The organism is Accumulibacter sp. (assembly GCF_029255125.1).
In the GTDB taxonomy this organism is placed as follows: domain Bacteria; phylum Pseudomonadota; class Gammaproteobacteria; order Burkholderiales; family Rhodocyclaceae; genus Accumulibacter.
Genome location: NZ_JAPUVR010000134.1, coordinates 26,885 through 45,508, shown reverse-complemented (window position 1 = coordinate 45,508; position 18,624 = coordinate 26,885). Strand labels below are relative to the sequence as shown.

Below are 18,624 nucleotides of genomic sequence, written 5' to 3'. Positions count from 1 at the left end.
ACTTCTTCCTCGCGAAAAAGAGATTCAGTCATCGCCAGAAACCGTCCGTAGTTGACATTGTCATTATACCCTGCGTCCCACGTTCCCGGAGGGTAGGCTCGGGATTTTTTCACAGCCTCTCAGTGGCCCAGACGGCGAAGCCGACGAACTTGCGGCTGTAGAAGTCGAGGATCCGGAAAAGAAAGGATCCCTGTCCGTCGGCCGCACTCGGCAGACCGGTCATGTTTCAGCACCAGACCTGGCGCGCTTGCGTCGCCTGTTGCGTCGTCGAGGGCTTCGGGTTGCCGTCGGGGCATGTGTGCGCACGGCGATGATGGACTCGCTGATGTGCGTGCAACACGCGTTAGAAGCTTAATTCCCGAGCGATATAGCTTCCTTCGTCGGCCAATTCCGGGACCATCCGTGCGGGTGGCTGCTCGGCAAAGCGCGGTTCATTGGCCACAGCCAGGATCGCTTCTCGTTCGGGTTCGCTTAGCGCATGTGCCGGCTTTGGTGGTTCGGCCAGCGGCTGGCCATCACCGCAGCGATCGGCGTCTACCTTTCAGCGCTGGTAGGTGCGTGCATCGATTCCCTCCAGCACGCAGGCCGGCGCCAGGCGCGCTCCGGCCTGGCAAGCCGCTTCGATTTGGGCCATCTGCCTCTGGCGATCTTCCGAGCGGATCATTCGTCCGCAGCCCCTTGGGAAATCGCCGAGAGCTTTCTCTTAAGAGGACCAGCAAGGCCGCTGCCTCCACCAGCGCTTTCTCCTTGCGCTTCACCTCACCTTGCAGCTCCCCGATGCGCTCCATGTCGGCGCGCATTCCCCGGCCGTGCGCATGCTTCTCCCGGATCGGCCAGCGCCTGTGCGTCGCCTCACTTCGCCAGCCCGCCAACTCGCTCGGATACAACCCGTGCTCCCGGCACCAGGCGCTGCACTGCGCCTCGTCCATCGCCGCGGTCGCGATCACCACCTGCAGCCCCGCCCCTGCTGTCCAGGCCGGCTCGCCAGCGGGCCTGGACAGCGGGTCTCTCCTCGCCAACCCTCGACGGTTCCCACCGAAAGCTCAGCGTCACCCGACTACCCTCCAGCGCCACGCTCCCCGGTGGCAACAGCCTCCCCGGTTCACGAGGTTTCATCGCTTGTCCGTATCTCGCCATCCGTCGCTTCTCTGCTTCGCCGCGTCGTTTCAGATCCTACCCGAGCGACAGCGACGGCTAATCTGCCCCAGAGCGGTGCGCCGAAAACGGGCGCCGAAGGTCATTATGGAAGCTTGAAACGCTGGAGAAATCGACCCAAGGACGCGATGCTAAACGGAAATGCTGGCTTCCCTACCTGCATCAGCGTTGGCGCCCTTTGGCGGTGTCGCGCTCAGCGCTTCCTTAATTCCAACCTGTTGTTGCAGCTAGGGCACCGACGATCTGACGGACTGCGCGCTCAGCTGAGAACTCACGGAAAAACAGGGATCTGCATCGTTGCGCGTAGTCGGGGTCGGCAACCAGTGCGTCCAGTAACTCCTCTGCCGCCATCTGCAGCTTCTCCGCGCCATCCTCTTCGCAGACCCGCCCAACGTTCTCCGTACGAATCATCGCCGCGAGATCATTGCCCCGATTAACACTCGCCAGGACTGGTAAACCTGATTGCATATAGGTGAGGAACTTTCCCGGAATGTTGTGCGACCGGTGACGTGCATCCAGTGCGACTAGCCCGACATGGCACTGGGAATAAAGATCAGGTATCTCGTCCGGGTCAATTTCTTCCCGAAAAAGCACGTTGTCCAGTCCGCGTAGTCTAGCCTGGACAGCGAGTCTGCCGGCTTCACTACCCCTGCCAACAAAAAGGAAGCCAACATCCTCGCGGCTGCGAAAGCGCTCCGCCAGCTCAAGCAAAACGTCCATGCCCTGGGCTATCCCCATATTCCCAGCGTATACGAAGATCCTGCGTAGCGCGAGCGCCGTCTCTTCTACTCGAATTCGACAGCGCCGACCGGCTGCCTCACCCAGCCAGTTCTGCAGCACCTCTGTTTGGCGCCCCGGAACGCCCACCCACGACTCGAAATACTTCAGATTACCAGGTGTCTGAACGCCAATCACATCGGCGACGGCGTACTGATAGTTCGCTACCGCACGGAAGAACTGATATGCAGCGCCGCGCCTCATCAAGCCAAGGTCAACTGCCCATTCGGGAAAAAGATCTCGGATGATCAGATAGGCCTTGCAAGCGCTCCGTCGCTTTAAGCGGGCGACCAGCGGCCCGTGAAAGATCGATGGTGAATACCACACCAACCCATCGAACTCCTCATTGGCTAATGGACTTCGAAGAAAGCTGAGGAACATGGCAAATGGCATCACGAACTCGCCAATGGTTCGCCTGACATAGCCCACGTTCTTGATCCGGGGTGAACGCAGACGTAGAACTCTTGCTCCCGAGAAATATTCTAGTTCCCACGACTGGTTCAATCCGTCCGCTGGAAGCAGCACCGTCAAAGAATGCCCTTGGCGCACGAATTCCCGCACCAGGTCGCGCAGCTGCACCGCGCCTGACGTTCGCAGGGGCGGAAACGTATCGGCAATGAGGCCAATCCGCATCTGCTCTCCGAATCTAGTAGCGTTTCCAAACTACACGGTTAACGTAGTCCGTGTAACTATGAATAATTCGCACTACCTTTTCCGACACGTTCGGCATGCTGTAATCCTCGACGAGGCGCAAGGTCCGCGCTTCGCCCGATGCCTGGTTCTCAAGAATCGCCAACCCTTGCATCACCCGCTCAGTACTCATTCCAACCATCATTACCGCCGCCTCCTCCATACCTTCGGGCCGCTCGTGCGCTTCGCGCAAGTTCAAAGCCCGGAAATTCAATATGGACGACTCTTCGTTGATCGTACCGCTATCAGACATCACGGCCTTCGCGGTCAACTGAAGCTTATTGTAATCCTTGAAACCCAACGGTTTCAGCAGACGCACGAGTCGATCAAACCTTGCGCCCGCCAAATCAAAGCGCTTCTGAGTGCGCGGGTGGGTCGACACAATCACCGGCAATCCGTACTTCGCCGCTACCGCATTCAGCGTCTCCACCAGTTCGCCAAGGCGTTCCTCCGAATCGACATTCTCTTCGCGATGGGCGCTAACCACGAAAAACTCACCGGAAATCAGCCCCAACCGTTCCAGCACGTCAGACGCATCGATGCCAGCCCGGTAGTGCCCCAGGACCTCAAACATTGGGCTGCCGGTCTTTATAACCATATCCGGCGGCAAGCCCTCGCGCAGCAGATAGTCCCGGGCAATTGTGCTATACGTGAGGTTTATGTCAGCAGTGTGATCGACGATTCGCCGATTGATCTCTTCGGGGACGCGCATGTCGAAACAACGGTTGCCGGCCTCCATATGAAACGTCGGAATCTTCCGCCGCTTCGCTGGGAGGACCGCCATACAACTGTTGGTATCGCCCAGCACCAGCATCGCGTCCGGCTCCTCGGCGGCGATCACCTTATCGACCGCGATAATGACCTTCCCGATTGTCTCGGCACCAGAATTACCCGCTGCGCTCAGGAAGTGATCTGGCCTCCTGACACCGAGATCCTCAAAAAATATCTGGTTCAGCTCGTAATCGTAGTTCTGCCCCGTATGGACCAGCACGTGATCGCAATACTCGTCAAGCCGTGACATTACGCGCGAAAGCCGTATGATTTCCGGCCGCGTCCCAACTACACTAACAACCTTCAGCCGCCTCACGGTCTTACCTTCATCGCAACAGTGTCCGGGTGTTCTCGATCAAAAATCTCATTTGCCCAAAGCATGACGATCATCTCTTCGTCGCCGACATTCGTAATATTGTGGGTCCATCCCGGTACAGTCTCGACAATTCGGCCTTCCCCACCTCTGGCAAGCAGCTCATAGCGCTCGCCTGTTACAATATGGCGAAAAGCAAACTGCGCTGTGCCTCTAATGACAAGGAACTTCTCAGTCTTCGTATGGTGATAGTGTTCGCCTCGCGTAACTCCGGGGTGCGCGGTAAAGTAGGAAAATTGCCCGCAATCCGGCGTTTTCAACATCTCAACGAAGACACCTCTCGGATCAGTATGGCATGGAACCTCGTACGAAAACGATTCCGGTGACAGGAAGCTAAGGTAAGTCGAGTACAAAGCGCGCATCAGTCCCGTACCCACCCGCTCTGTAAGCATCGATTTACGGCTATCCGCAAAGCCCACAATAGCCTTAGCCACATCCCCAACTGTCGTCAGGTACTCTGGCTCTGCCCCGACAAATCCACTGGGTTGTGATGTATCAAGCAGCCTAACAAAAGCGCCCATAACGTCATCGATGTACACCAGCCGCAACGGCGCCGTCGGATCGTTGATCGTGATGGGCAGTCCACGTGCAACGTTATGACAGAACGTAGCCACCGCCGAGTTATAGTTTGGCTGCGACCACTTGCCGAATACGTTGGTCAGCCGAAAAACATAGGTTGGTGCTCCCGTCTTCTCGCCGTGCCGGAAAACGGCGTCCTCAGCCGCCCGCTTGCTTCGGCCGTAGGGATTATCCAGTTCGGCCTGCGTCGAGGACGACAAAACAACGGGCGCAGCGTTTCCGGCGTCAGCCAGCAGCCGGCAGACCTCATCGGTAAGCTCGGCGTTTCCCGTTGCAAACTCGCTTGCGTCTTTCGGGCGGTTGACCCCAGCAAGGTGGAATACGAAGTTCGCCGCCTTCAGCGCCCCCTGCCATTCCGCTGCGGTGGACTCAAGGGTAATGCCAACAAGGTCAGTATGCCCAAGCTCTTTTAAGCGAACGACCAAGTTCCGGCCGATAAACCCGTCGGCACCGGTAATCACAATGCGCATGCTTATTTAGTCCTGTGCATCGGCGTGCTCACCACGCGCGATCCTTTGCATAAAGTCAAGCTTCAGTAGCAGTCGTGTCATCCCTTCCAGGTCCAGCCGTTCTGTATTGTGCGAAGTATACTCCACCGCCTGCGTGATCCGCTCTTCGCCAAACTCGAAGAACTTGTCGTAATTGAGGTCGCGCGCATCGGCCGGAACCCGAAAATACCCGTCTAGATCCTCAACGGCCGCTCGCTCCTCGCGGCTTAGCAAGGCCTCGTACAACTTCTCGCCGTGGCGAGTTCCAATGACACGCATTTCGTGATCGACCTTTTTCATCAGGACGAGAATCGCCTTCGCGAGAGTCTCGACGGTGGCAGCGGGCGCCTTTTGCACAAAGATATCGCCGTTTCTCCCATGCTCGAAGGCATACAGAACAAGATCGACCGCATCATCTAGTGTCATCATGAACCGCGTCATGCTGGGATCTGTAATCGTAATCGGCCGCCCCGCACGGACCTGATCAACGAATAGGGGAATGACCGACCCCCGGGACGCCATTACGTTGCCGTAGCGTGTTCCACAGATGACAGTGCCAGCCCCTTCCAGATTGCGGGACGCCGCTACCATCACCTTTTCCATCATCGCTTTGCTGATACCCATGGCGTTAATTGGATACACAGCCTTGTCGGTGCTTAGACATACGACGCGCCTCACGCCGGCGGCTATCGCTGCTTCGAGAACATTCTCCGTACCAAGGACATTGGTTCGCACCGCTTCCATTGGATGAAACTCGCATGAAGGTACCTGCTTTAGAGCGGCCGCGTGAAAAACGAAATCGACGCCACGCATTGCCGTCAGGACGCTCCGAGCATCTCGAACATCGCCAATATAGAACTTTATTTTAGTGCTTGCGTAATGCCTGCGCATATCATCCTGTTTCTTTTCATCACGGCTGAAAATGCGAATTTCGCGAATATCCGTACCCAAAAAGCGGCGCAACACAGCGTTGCCGAAAGAGCCTGTCCCGCCTGTGATCAACAACACTTTCCCAGAGAACATAAACCTCCCAAATAACTGTCAATAGAATACAACTGTACAACCTCGGCTATGCACCGCCTTAGACCTACATCGGGCAACGCTTGGCTCTCAACTCTAAGGAGGCGCTGATCAGTGGACGTCAAAGCGCGCCAAAGCTGCTGCACGTCGAGAAACGACTACTTCCGGTCAGCCTCGCGCCGTTCGGGTCGATTTCCCTGGCGTTTGAAGCCTCCTCCTGGTCTTCACCGGCCACTTTCGGGGCTCCTCGCCGTACTCAGGAGGCACCTTGGCTGTGCAGGGCGAGAAGCTGCCGCTTGGCGATGACCAGAACGGCCGGCCCAAAGCGGACGTGCAACTGGGCAGTGTTCTTCTTCACCCCTAGCAACAGACCTTGCGATGGCCGAAGAGATTCTTCACGATGTGAAAGGGGTGCTCGACCCTCGAGCGGATACTCGCCTTGACCTATTCCAGTTGGCGCAGCAGTGGGCCAAGCTCGTTTTCCTGCGGGATTGCCTTCAACTTGCGGCGCTTCATCGCCACCTGCCAGTCGATGTCCCGGCCCTTCATTTCTTCCCACTTCTCGACACCGGTGTAACCGGCATCCCGACAGACGGTCTTCGCTTCGCCATGCAGCAATTCGGCGGTCTGCGTCACGTCGGCGACGTTCGCCGCCGTTCCAACCACCCTGTGCACCAGCCGCCCGCTTTCGGCATCGACACCGATGCGCGCCTTTATGCCAAAGTGCCATTGCTTGCCCTTCTTCGTCGGGTGCATCACCGGATCATGGGCTCTAGTTTGATTCTTCACCGACGACAGTGCAGCCAAAATTGTCGCGCCAGCAATCGTGCCCTCGCACATCATCAGCGCCTGGCTCCTCCGTTGCCCGGTGATCGTCTCGAAGACGGCCTTCGACAGGCCCGTCGCTTCCACAGCAAGTGCCGAAACTCCAGCAGCGTCGTCGCAGCGGGTACCGCTACTTGCGACAAATCGATCCGCACGAATCCCCCCAACACCTGGCTGTCGGTGATCGCATCCTCCGCGCCCTCATCCGACAGACCGTAGCACTGCTGGACCAGATACACTCGCAGCATGCGCTCCAGCCCGACCGGCGGCGGCCCGCGCCTGCCTTTCAGGTAATACGGTTTGATCACCCCCAGCACTTCCTGCCAGGAAACAACCTTTTCCCTGTCGGCGGCAAAGTGCTCCCGCTTCGTGACCCGCTGTCTCGCGGAAAACTTGGCTTCCGAAAAGCCGATCTGACCCGTCGACAAATCCGATCCCCCAACAACCGACCGGCAATCCTCCGTCAACGTCGGTCTCGGCCGCGAAGTCGGCGGTTCCTCAGGCTTTCCTACTCCGAGTAAGCCCCCAAAAAACTAAAATCACCCAAAACGCGTTAGCTGTTCTAGAAAACGCCAGAACCTGATTATTCGCAGGAAAGTAGAACACCATTATACAGAGTAAGGCAAGAAGAGCAACAGCCGGCGGATTGTGGCGATAAACGACGTCACACCAAACCTTGGCTAATAGCCCTCCAAGAGCAAAGACAAACACAATGACCCCGGCAAAGCTGATATCCGAAGCCATCCAAGTGTACATCGTATGCCACTTTCCATATCGGTCCCACCCATACTTTTCAATTAATGCCGGATACGTCTTATCTGAAATAACTCCTTGCCCAACGAACGACTGCACGATTCCAGTGTAGTAGTGCGAATGACCTACACCATAGCTAAAAGTGGGCGGCTCTGTCAATGCGATAGACAACGGATAATAGCCCTGGGAAAGATACGACGCGACAGCACCGAACGGCAACCGCGCACCATCTGGCAGTGCCGCAATTAACCAATTATCGTAGTCAAGTTGAATATTCGCCGATCTATCATAGGCTGGTATTTCACCACCTCCTCGACCCTCCTGACCGATGGCAAAAAAGTATAGCACAGCCACCAACCCGCCGATTATCAATACAGCGGATTTGAGGAACCCCCTAAAATCAAAGCTGCTGATAAACCGTGGATTTGCGGCGATTACCATCCACGACACGACAATCAGAATATCAAACAGCCCCTTATTAGTACCGATTGCCACCCACGAGACTATCTCAAAGAAGACGACGATTAACAAGAAAATCTTTTTTAGACGGTCTAGACTCTTCCAGAAAAAAATCGCAAGTGGAATAGCAAGCCATAATACCGGACTCACCACCTGACTCAAATAGCCGAAAAGGGTTGTTTTTTCCACTGTCGCAAGTGCTTCCATTCGAGCCGCATACATACTGCCCGGATCGTATAGTCCCTGCAGAGCCGATTCCAACATTCCCCCGAGGCTAAAACCAGTAGCCCCCGACCTAGACATGAAGCTTGGCACTATCCACACCATGTTTAAGATCAGGCTTACGCTAACAAGCACCTGCATACTCCACGGCCCAACGTACTTGCAAGGAACCTTTGGTACCCCAAGTCTATACCCAAGCCAAAAGGCCACCTGCACCAGTAGCAAAAAGCCGTAAAGAATGCCCGGCTCCTGGGTCGGCCAGGGCCATGGTCCAAACGCGTATAGGAGAACCGTCAAACTCAAATAAACCTGGAAGAAATATAACGGAAATAAGGAGACTCTGGTCGAAATTCCCTCTCGGCCTACTTGGGGCAGCTTTAGTCCTCCCGGTCGACAATCGTGGCCCACACCCGTCCCATATTCTCGCTCTGCCACCATTCACCTCCGATCCCTTAAAGGCATAGCTAGACACGCGACAGTCGGCAATCTCCGGAGAAGGCTACATTCCTATGCTCCTATTGCCTCACCGTGATACGAGAATTCGGCTCGCACGGAGCAGCGCCGGCTACCGTTGCTTACTCGCGCCTATCCTTAGCGCATTCCCTGTTGCACAACTTATCGACGCTAATGCAATTCAACGCCTGGGCGAACTTCCTGATACAACTCCGGTTTGACCACTAACCCCAAGCTCACGCTCTAGCAAAGGGGTCCAGTGCCACAAATTGCCAGTACTCCGGCTTGTGAAGACGATATCCCCTTGACGGCCGCTGATCCAATTTTGGGCAAATGCCTCTCAGAGCCCAAACAAGCCCCTGTTGGCAACCCTCAGCTTGTCGAGCTCCAACTTACGCGCCAGGTATGCCCGACAGCTCAATCTAAGTGTTTCCTGGTGCGCGCGGTAGTATTCGGTCTCAATAGCGCGGACAAAGCTCCCGGGCGATTCAAGTGCCAGGTCGTAGCCAACGCCTTCGGATTCAAGGTTACGCCACATCGTTCGGTCAGAAATCAAGACCCGCACACCCGCTCCCAGTGCCTCAGCGATTGTATGGCCGAAGTTCTCTCCCTTAGTGGGTAAAAAAAGGAGATCCTGATCAGCCAAGACGTGAGGAATTTCAGACTGTGGTAGCGGTCCGTTTTCGCGGACGCTCACGTTCTTTGGAAGCCGCGCGATCGCTTCTTGGCACGCCTTCCAGTAGGCTTGGTCCTCACAGGGGCCATAGATCGAAAAGACTACTCGCACTTGAACCTGCGCAAGCACCTCAAGTGCAAAGAGTAGGTTCTTCATTGGCACGATACGAGCAAGGTAGACCAGGCGCAGCGGTTCCTCTGGAAAACGCGATTCCCTCGGGGGTGGTAGATCCCCGAGGATTCCTGGGAACGGTGGGCTAAGACGGATGTCTGTCGCGGCGTGTCCCATTACCGCTCGGATGTCATCCAACTCGTGCTGTGACGACGCCTGCCAGGTTATGCCCTGATGTAGACCCAACAGCCGACTAGCTCCCAGAAACGCACGCTTCTTTCTTGCCTTCAACCCTAATGCGCCGCTTGAAAACTCACCCCTTGGGGCCAAGACGACCTGAGGCCGCTTCCGAAGCACATAGCGATAGAGCGCGAGGGGAACGACGCTAAACCTAGGATCAAAGAAGCTATTCAGATAGACGGTATCACAGTCGGTTTCTCGAAGAAGCCGGAACATATTCTGTAGGCGTAATTGCTCTGGTGAGAGATACTGGACCTTGGCTTTCCCAACTGTATGCCAAACTCCAGCCTGTCTGTCTGGGTAGGCAGTGGTCTCACCAAGGTCTCGATCAGCGGTTAGAATCCTGAACTCCAGATCGTCTCCAAGGGCTTCTACTAGATTTGAGATACTGCGAACCGGGCCTCCACCCTTAAAACCCGGCAAATAGCTGGATGCAAAAACGAGGACGTTTTTTTGGGAACCCATTGCGTGATGATCGCCTAGATTAGCCGAAGGGATTGCCGTAGCTCCGAAGCCTAAGGGAGCGCTGATCAACGGATGCCAAAACGCCCCAACGCTGCTGATGGTTTGGGTAACGAGTCCTTGCGGTGCGCGTCGCACCGTTCCGGCCAATTCCTCGCGGATTCAAAGCCACTTTCTGGCTTCCTCGCCCGCTTTTCGAGTCCCTTGGCCCATGCATTTGTAGACACAACTTACCCCGAACCCGCTTCAGGGACGAAGTGCAGACCCGTGAAGCAGTCGCCGACGCGCTGCAAGCCGATGTAGATTGTTCCGGCGCCCAGTTCGTCGTCATCCTTACACGCCAGGAAACCGCGGAGCATGACCACCGACGCAGAACCCAGTCGAGAGGGTATCCCTTATGAACACTTTAGGAGCCCGCTGCGATCCGACGATCTACTGAAGAATCTGGCAGGATGTGCTGGGCTGCGGAGCAGCCGAAGAAAGTTTACCTGGGGAACCGAATCGTGAGCAAGCGGGCAATCGTTTTGTTGGACAGGCTGGCTGCCAAGCCAACAGTGGGCACATCCCGTGGCCGCATTCTGGCCGGGCAGCGACGATCGCGGAGTAGCGCTTCGTGGCCAATGCCCAATGATTACGTCAATTGGGAAGGTCTGCTGGCGTGCCACTGCTGGGCGTGCTCCCGGAGGCCTACCGCCCCCCGCAAGGCGTGCTGATCCTCCAGGGCGCCGAACAGGACTCCAATGGACAAAGCATCGACGATTCGGCCCCTTGTGCCATGTGCCCCAGCGCGGTCTGTCTGTACAGCCGACCTACAGCTATGCGCTGCGATTCGTAGCCATGCTCAGCGGCTTGCAGTGCGTCATGGACCGCGTCAACGGCGTCCAGTTCATCCGCGAAAGGGATCCGCGTTGGTTGCGTACACCGCCGCGGGGCTTACGGCGTAAATGTGGAGTCTTTGCACTCTGCCCTTACCGCGATAGACCAGCTTTAGAGACTTCCGTTGCAGACGGCAAAGATTTTTTTAAGCTCGCCGGCACACCAGCATAAATCCCCTTTTCCGTGATATCCCGTGTTACCACTGACCCGGTACCAATGATCGAACCCGCAGCTATCCAAGAAACCGCTTCACCAATAATCACATTAGCACCCACCCAAACATTGTCGTCTATCCGCAAGGGCATCTTCCGCGCCTCCGACTTTGGATCATAGCCATGCGAGTGAGTGAAAACGGTGACGTTTCTAGAAATCAAAACGTTTTTTCCAATCATTAAGCCACCGCTAAAGTCCAGAAAAACATGCGGATTAATCGTTGCATTGTCCCCAATCACCAGATCGGCATCCGCGTACTCGGAGGTAAAAGAACTAAAGGAACCAACACAACAGTCACGCCCAATCCTTACGCGCCCCGGAAAGCGAATTGTAACGCTCCGCTGAATTCTTGATCCCGTTCCCAAAGCAGCAAGGTTCCCCCTCCATAGGGACGTAGAAATCCAATCTCCTATTCGACCATATACTACACTCAGCGCCAATAAAAGCGCTGACGGCACACCACCAATTCGACCATTCCAGATCTTACCTAACCTTTGCATCGATTATCCTTTGAACTGCGGCGATGTGTGCGACACGATGAGCAAGTATTTCCAATACCGTTGTGTGGCCCGCAGAAGCCAACGCCCCCGTTAAACCTCGCTCCTTCGCTAAGCGCTCTAGCTGATCTGCAATGGCAACTGAACTACCAACGGGTAGCGCGAGACAGTTTACCCCGTCGCGCATTACTGCCGGGATACCGCCTACCATCGTCGTCACGATCGCGCAAGACTTGATCATAGCTTCGAATAGAACCCTCGGAAAGCCCTCATGATGTGATGGTAAGACTAGCGCATCTGCCCATTCGTACTGTGCCATCATTGAGCTTTTGTCAGACAGTAGCCCCGTCAGCACGATCGGCAAATCACTATCCACTAGCAGCTCTTCTCTTAATCGGTGATAAAGTGGGCCACCGCCAACTAAGCGCATTTCGAACGATACACCCCGTTCTTTGAGCTCCCGCGCAGCGCTGACGAGTTCTGGAACGCCTTTTGCGTTCTCAAGCCGTCCCACGAAAAGAATCCTGAGGGACCCGTTCGGTCCCCGTTCCGACGTACGGGCTAGTGCGTCCTGCGCTGTCATGTCGATCATCGGTGCGACTGGAATAATTCGATCGCTGTGCATCCGGACGCGCTCCTCCAAACCGGTCTCAGTGCATATCGCTACCGCCCTCTGAAGCAGCCTGACGTCAAACCCTTTACTCGAGAACTGCTCACCCCGCAAGTATATCCCGAATGGTCGATTGAGTAACAAACAACCAAAGCCAATTAGCCTTGGCCAGGTCCCCGGAAAAAATAGATATACCAGATCCGCCGACCAGATCGCCTGCAATACCTTTAGCCCGATCGTCACCGCGCGTCGATTCAGATCGATAATCTCGATTTCCTGGGTAGGTACGCGCGCATCGTTCAGCCCACCATCCGTGGGGACGCGAATGACTGGCTGCGCAAGCGAAACCTTGACCCCCCTGGCAACCAACCCGCCGAGAAAGTCAGCAGTATGGTGATTGACAAAGTATCTTCCAGGCTCTTCGTAGCGAGTAAATCCGTTTCCTACGACCAAGATTTTCACATCTAACCTCTATAGCTAGTTCGACTGCTCTTCTAATACCATGATTTAATCTCTGGCTAAGATAAATTCACTACTGTAGCCAGTACCTAACGTCTTCTCTATCTTGCGTGGTTTGCTCAATGCTTTACCACGGCTTCGCACTCTTAGGTCAACTCAGCCTTTTCATAAAGCTTATAGAAGACGCGATGCGGATAAGAGCTACTAATAGAATAAGGAAACTGGTATCACAAAAAAAAATCGAGCACATTCGGAGTGCCAGAATGGACTGCCGAAAATCACCGGGAGCTGCTGCGACCCCTCTAAGGAAACCCGGCGCATTCGGCGTCAAGGCGCACCAAGGCTGCCGCAAGCTGGGAAACGAGCACACCCCCGGTCAGCGTCGCGCCGCTCGAGCCGGTTTTTCTGGCATTTGAACCCTCCTTCTGGCCTCCACCGCCCGTGTTCGGTGCTCCTCAGCGTGCTCAGAACCCACCTTGGCTGTGGAGGGCGACAAGCAGCCGCGTGGCGATGGCCAGATTAGCCAGCCCAAAGAGGGTGTGCAACCGGGCGGTGTTTTTCTTCAGCCTCGTGCAACGGACCTTCCGATGGGCGAAGAGATTATGCACGATGTGAAAGCGGGTGCTCGACCCTCGACCGGATAATAGCCTTGACCGATTCCAGTTGGCACGGCAATGGGGTAAACCTGTTCTCCTGCGGGATTGCCTTCAACTTGCTGCGGTTCATCGCCAGCTGCCAGTCGACGTCCAGGTCTTTCCGCTCTTCGCGCTTCATGACCCGCTTCCTCGCGGCAAACTCGGCTTCCGAAAAGCTGGCCTGACTCTTTAGCCAATCTCGTGCCCATTGGCGTCTATATTTGCACCCTTTGCATCGTCGGGCGGGGCCATTAAATCAGCGCTTCGCCAACCCTCGGCCAGTGGAGGGCGGAGGCTTTGGGTCGCGAAACGACAACGCGAATGACCCATGAGCAACGTGCGTCTTTCACCGTCGTATGAGTCCTTCGAGCCTGTTCTCAAGGTGGCGACAAACGCTTTCTAAGCTCATCGCAGACCGAAGCTCCCTTCTTTCCTCGAATGCACTGATGCCCCAGTCACTCGCTATTGCTGTTTCCATGGCGCCAACAATATTCTCGATCGCGTGGTCTGAAAGAACGCATGACTCCTTAAGGCCTTCCAAGACTTCTCGTGAAGCGCTATTTCTGGGTGTGATCGCAAGTATTGGGCGATCGACCGAAAGATAGTCCATGAGCTTATTGGATGTGTAAACGCAATCGTCAACATCGGGATCTACGTCGATCAAGCAGGACGACTCAGAAAGCGCCGACGCAACGTCGCTCGTCCATCCAAACAGGTCGACACATCTGGCGAGACACGCGTCCCTGTAAATGAGACCTTTCATCTCTTTTGAGCACACACCGTAGATGTGAAGCCTTACATCCGCATGCCGTTGCGCCACAACCGAGAATGCCTGGAGTAGTGAATCAGGTCTCCGGCTGCCAAAAAACGAACCAATGAAGGTGAATACGAAAGCATTTTTTTTAACTAAAGGCGTACATGGCTTTCTTACGGGAATCGGATTTGGTAGTATCATGCACCGGCTGCCTATACACTCTTCGGTAGTCTTTTCCTGGTAGACACGCATCCTATCGTTTCCAAACGATACTAATGACGCATGGCGTTGAGCAGGGAGCACCGTCCGGCGCATTTTCTCCCGCACAGCAGGCATTGCCTGCCAGTCCGGAGTGGCGGGGATCGGATCTGCGAAATGGATTGCCAGGGGGATACCTGTCCGTTCCGAGAGATGCAGTCCCACTGAAAATGCGCAAGCCGGCGAGCCTCTGGCATAAATTACGTCCGGGCAGTGCTTATCTATTAGAGACAACCCAAGTTTGATGGCACGCCGTTCCCAGAAGACATAATTTAGATCACGGCCAATCAGGTTCCCTAACAGCGAGTAGAACCTCGCCGGCTTCAATGGGAATGGAGATGCTGTCCAAACTTCGAATGGCCTCTCTTGTGGCGTTTGTGCGCCTACGAGTCCTGTGATGTGGTGACCGTGTTCCGCTAGCTGCCTGGCAACGCGATCGCTAGCAATCCCCGAGGAGGTAACTCCCAGTTCAAAAGAAATGAACAATAGCCTCACGAAAACCTTTCATCGATGGAACTGCTGACCGGTAGTAATCATTCACTCCGCTACACGATTGCCCCCGACTGCAGCGATCGTCAAGGGCTGCATGCCTTTGCGAGCGGCAGCGATGACAGTGGGGAGGTACTGCCAGGCGGATCCTTCCCGCGCTGGCGACACGTTTCGATGAGGCTGGTGAGGAAAGCGAAGGCACGTGACTCATCTTAAGCGCGTGTGTCGTGGCTGATAGTGCGCGAAATCAATCAGTGCAGTAGCACCTGTTCGGCGGGATTGTTCGCCTCAGGCGCGGCAACGGGACGCGGAATCACGTCCCAATCAATGGTAGATGAATTGACACACAACCCGAAGCAGCACCGAGGAGGCATCAAGGCGATGCCCTTCGCGCAGGTCTCCCGCGGTCGCCCGATCTCGTTCGCGAAGCGAACCGTGAGTCCTTCCGGCGCCGGATCGATCCGCGCCGAGGAGATGCCGGCCACCGGCATCTTCAGGCTGCCTTCCATCTCTTATCCCACCACGGAGACGCGCCCATCGCTCCATTAGGCCAGCCTCCTCAGTTTGCGCAGCAGGCGCGGCCAGCGACGCAAGCGGCTTGCAAGTAGCACAAAGCTGTCCTGCATGGCGCTATCGAGCATTCCTCGGCTGCGCGGGGCCCCATCAGGATCAGCACCGTGTGCATCGTCACCAATGCTTACAGCCACAGCATGCTGGCACACTCTGGCCACGAGTTCTCATCGACCTGCAGTTGATCTGCCTGCTCGAGGTCAGCCACCAAGGCGTGATCCAGCGGCAAACGGGCGCCGCCCGCTCCCCGGATGGCGTCGTCGACGGCGCCGGTACTCAGCGCCAACTCGAGCAGTTCCATCAACAGTTGGCGAATGCCCGCCCGCGACAGGTGCATGCGCTGCCCCGGCGGGAGGATCACCGCGGCCAGCCGCGGGCCCAGGGAAAACCATTTCCCAAGATCGACCTTCTAGCATTGCCCGTCGGCCAGCGCCCGCCAAGCTTGCACGCCGCCAACCTTGTCACGGGTGCGGCTCACTTCAAACCGCGCGCTGCGGGTGACACGAAACCTAAACCCGATCGCGCCTTCGACCGGCGGTCCAATGTCCACATCGTCCCAAGCCGTGTAAGCCTGCGAGACCGCATCCGTCGATAACGCAGTCGCTCAAGCCGCTGGGATCTCGGGGTGGTGCTCACCGGGCGTTGATCGCCAGTTTCTGACTACGACCGTGACCTTGTGGACTGCCCGACTGCTTGCTGGGCCGCCTCCCAGCCGCCTCCCAGCCGCCTCCTGGCCGATACCCATCAGCCGGTGAAGCCTGTCCCGCCGCTGCCGCAGAGCTTCCCGCCGTCATGGCGGTGACGTCAGCAGTGCCGCGCTCGTCCGCCGCGCCACTCTGCCCCACCGAGCCACCTGTCTTCGCCAAGGACCTTTGACTCGTTCGCGGACGTGAGCTGTTGTCCGGGTTCTAGTTCAGCAGATCCTGCAACTTCTTCACGTTATGCAACAGGCCCTTTCACACCTCCGGCAGGCGCTCGGCCGGTAGCAGATTGAGCTGGTGGGGAGATACTTGCCGATCCCACTCTGGAGAGGCTAGCCCGTGATCGCGGCGGATACCAGCCCAGTTCGTCTGACAGTGATGAAGGACAACGGTCGGGCGATCCTCACGGGTATGGCTTCCGGCCTCTACTTGCTGGGGATTGAGCTCACTTTGAACCGCCGCTTATATGGGTCTTCGTCCGATGCACGTCAGATGTTTTTCGAGGCGATCGACGGGCTGGGCTGCAAAAATGTGGACTTGGCTTAAGCCTTAGCCTTGCTCGTTAGACCACCCAACAGTTGCAGGATAGTACTAAACGAGATGACTCGACATAACATCATCATCGCAGTGTACACCCCTGCTGTAACCACCCCCAACAGAGTCGCTGAGACGGCCGCGTCTAGACGATGCGCTTCGGGAGGAAATCCAATACTCAGCCATCGCGCAAGAGAGACGCAGAGCACTATTATCAAGATCGTTCTTATCGTCTTGGTCACGCTCGAAAAGGGCAGCTGAGTACGTTTGTGTAACAGCCAGATGAATACACAAGACGCAAGCGTCCAGCTCAATACTGATGATGCGACCGAACCTAGCCCCCCAAAATGAGGAACAAGCAGCAACTTCAAAACAACGTTCAAGGCTAAACTCGCAGCGATATAGACAGCCTCAATCTTTACCAAACCAATTCCCTTACAGACAGACGTGCCGGGAGCTGTCAGCATTACTGCCAAGCCGTTTCCGATAAGAAGGAGAAAAAATATCGCCTCGACCTCCGGCATAACATGTCCAATCCACATCACCACAATCCGGTCGTACAAGCTCCCGAGCAGGACAACAACTAAACCCACAGTATAGGCAACACCTACAGTAAGGTCGCTATAGAGCTTTGTCACAGCCGCCATGCCACTCATGGCGTATAACGAGCCTGCCGCTGCTATTGCGGGAACATAAAAGAACGTACAAACAACCATTACGACACCAGAAAGCCGAGCAGCAACACCGTAGTATCCCGCCCACGCGACAGAGGCAGTATACGAAAGAATAATCTTATCGGATTGATCTCTGAGCGCTACTGTCAGCGCGCCCAAAGCCATAAACGCAGCATACGGGGCAACCCGCTTGAGTATTCCTCTGTCCGGCAACAAGGGCCAGAGGATGATCTTTTTGTAGACCCTACCACACGCCACATACAAACCGCAGTTTGCTCCAACAGCCGTGAACGCTAACCCGATAGGCAAACTAACCAACCCCACATCCCCGAAAATGCAGACTATGGTAAGCAAGCTGCCGCCAATGCTGGCGCCCGCCTGAATTAATGCAGCCGTCCCGGCGCGATGAAGACCACTTACGAGCGCTGCCAGAACTTCGTTGATACTGGTGATGAAAGAAAATGAAACCACTGCGGGCAGCAGCCAAACAGCATCTTGATAAGTTTCTCTCGGGAGATTGAAGGTGCCGACCAGTTCGTGACGAAAAAAAACTGAGATTGGAACTACGACTGCAAATAAGCAAACGCTGCAAAAAATCCCATTCCGCGCGTATCTCTCGATTTCACCTTTATCTGCTGAACCATGAGAGGTTGATATCAACCATAGGAGGGTGCCTGTTATTACCGCACTAAACAGGTTAGTGATGGCCGAAATTGCGAGTATTGACTCCCAAGCCCCATATACATCGATTCCAAGCTTTCCTATTACTATTGGGACAGTCAAGAAGGCGAGAATGGTTGTCAAAATCCTGCTTGTAAATATCTTTATCCCGTTCTTTAGTATGCTCGTTTTAGAGAATTCAGGCGAAGATTTCATGAAGCCCCGTTAGAGTGTATTGTCGCGAGCGGTTGGTTCGAGAGAGAGCAGTTCGCTCGGAAATGCTCTTGGATGCGCACCTGTGCCCTCCATCCTGAGACATCGACTGTCTCAGGACTTCGGACTGGGCGTTGCTAGGCAATTTGGAAACCACTGTTTAATGAGCTTCATGAGCTATTTTCCATTCTCGCGTAGGCAGGCGTGAGGAAGACTTGATCAGGTGGCGTACCTCAGATGAAGTCGGGTTGTCGGCACCGGCAGTCGCCGAATCCGCAGAAGCGCGACGAGAGAGGTCGCAAGCAACAAGGACGGCCACCCACGGGAAGTGCGGCTGACGCTCGAAGCATTGTTTCGCCGGTACACCCACAAGTTGATGCAAGGTGCGATCAACCTTGAGAGGCGGGAATTCCCGGGTGCGTACGCC

Annotated in this window: 14 protein-coding genes and 2 pseudogenes; 1 reads left to right on the top strand and 15 read right to left on the bottom strand. The window is 55.7% G+C overall.

Translation table 11 applies throughout. The features are described from left to right. Nucleotides 1-1,359: 1,359 nt before the first annotated feature. The 14 genes and pseudogenes from Q1L59_RS14715 to Q1L59_RS14650 form a co-directional block, all read right to left on the bottom strand. Nucleotides 1,360-2,565, bottom strand: coding sequence for a glycosyltransferase family 4 protein (locus Q1L59_RS14715; protein WP_300333578.1), 1,206 nt, complete (start codon nt 2,563-2,565; stop codon nt 1,360-1,362). 13 nt (nt 2,566-2,578) lie between these two features. Continuing rightward, a complete protein-coding gene (gene wecB, locus Q1L59_RS14710; protein WP_300333576.1) occupies nt 2,579-3,709 on the bottom strand; it encodes a UDP-N-acetylglucosamine 2-epimerase (non-hydrolyzing) in 1,131 nt (376 codons plus the stop codon). Further along, nucleotides 3,706-4,815: an NAD-dependent epimerase/dehydratase family protein gene (locus Q1L59_RS14705; RefSeq protein ID WP_300333574.1), complete on the bottom strand. Its 1,110-nt coding sequence runs from the start codon at nt 4,813-4,815 to the stop codon at nt 3,706-3,708. The genes wecB and Q1L59_RS14705 overlap by 4 nt, the downstream gene beginning before the upstream one ends. 6 nt (nt 4,816-4,821) lie before the next feature. Continuing rightward, nucleotides 4,822-5,856, bottom strand: a complete 1,035-nt coding sequence (locus Q1L59_RS14700) for a polysaccharide biosynthesis protein (RefSeq protein WP_300333571.1) — start codon at nt 5,854-5,856, stop codon at nt 4,822-4,824. Between the two features lie 253 nt (nt 5,857-6,109). Further along, nucleotides 6,110-7,106 (bottom strand): annotated as a pseudogene (locus tag Q1L59_RS14695) (IS5 family transposase). A gap of 70 nt (nt 7,107-7,176) precedes the next feature. After that, complete coding sequence (locus tag Q1L59_RS14690; protein ID WP_300333567.1) at nt 7,177-8,097, bottom strand: hypothetical protein; 921 nt, start codon at nt 8,095-8,097, stop codon at nt 7,177-7,179. 808 nt (nt 8,098-8,905) lie between these two features. Further along, nucleotides 8,906-10,057 carry a glycosyltransferase gene (locus Q1L59_RS14685; protein ID WP_300333565.1) on the bottom strand — a complete coding sequence of 384 codons (1,152 nt, stop codon included), beginning with the start codon at nt 10,055-10,057 and terminating at the stop codon, nt 8,906-8,908. 227 nt (nt 10,058-10,284) lie between these two features. Continuing rightward, the gene (locus Q1L59_RS14680; protein ID WP_300333562.1) at nt 10,285-10,413 is read right to left on the bottom strand and encodes a hypothetical protein; all 129 of its coding nucleotides are present in this window, start codon (nt 10,411-10,413) and stop codon (nt 10,285-10,287) included. Between the two features lie 609 nt (nt 10,414-11,022). Next, complete coding sequence (locus tag Q1L59_RS14675; RefSeq protein WP_300333560.1) at nt 11,023-11,382, bottom strand: acyltransferase; 360 nt, start codon at nt 11,380-11,382, stop codon at nt 11,023-11,025. Nucleotides 11,383-11,626: 244 nt separating this feature from the next. Beyond that, entirely contained in the window at nt 11,627-12,712 is a 1,086-nt protein-coding gene (locus tag Q1L59_RS14670) for a glycosyltransferase family 4 protein (protein ID WP_300333559.1), read from the bottom strand. Nucleotides 12,713-13,173: 461 nt separating this feature from the next. After that, a pseudogene (locus tag Q1L59_RS14665) lies at nt 13,174-13,372 on the bottom strand (transposase); the annotation flags it as partial. Nucleotides 13,373-13,690: 318 nt separating this feature from the next. Then, nucleotides 13,691-14,851: a glycosyltransferase gene (locus Q1L59_RS14660; protein ID WP_300333557.1), complete on the bottom strand. Its 1,161-nt coding sequence runs from the start codon at nt 14,849-14,851 to the stop codon at nt 13,691-13,693. 245 nt (nt 14,852-15,096) lie between these two features. After that, nucleotides 15,097-15,354: a hypothetical protein gene (locus tag Q1L59_RS14655; RefSeq protein WP_300333555.1), complete on the bottom strand. Its 258-nt coding sequence runs from the start codon at nt 15,352-15,354 to the stop codon at nt 15,097-15,099. 188 nt (nt 15,355-15,542) lie between these two features. Then, a complete protein-coding gene (locus tag Q1L59_RS14650; RefSeq protein ID WP_300333552.1) occupies nt 15,543-15,776 on the bottom strand; it encodes a hypothetical protein in 234 nt (77 codons plus the stop codon). Between the two features lie 679 nt (nt 15,777-16,455). Here Q1L59_RS14650 and Q1L59_RS14645 point away from each other — a divergent pair. Further along, nucleotides 16,456-16,662 (top strand): hypothetical protein, encoded by a 207-nt coding sequence (locus Q1L59_RS14645; protein WP_300333550.1) that lies wholly within the window; start codon nt 16,456-16,458, stop codon nt 16,660-16,662. Here the strand turns inward: Q1L59_RS14645 and Q1L59_RS14640 are convergent. Further along, nucleotides 16,659-18,200 carry a polysaccharide biosynthesis C-terminal domain-containing protein gene (locus Q1L59_RS14640; RefSeq protein WP_300333547.1) on the bottom strand — a complete coding sequence of 514 codons (1,542 nt, stop codon included), beginning with the start codon at nt 18,198-18,200 and terminating at the stop codon, nt 16,659-16,661. The two genes, Q1L59_RS14645 and Q1L59_RS14640, sit on opposite strands and share 4 nt — an antisense overlap. Nucleotides 18,201-18,624: the final 424 nt, after the last annotated feature.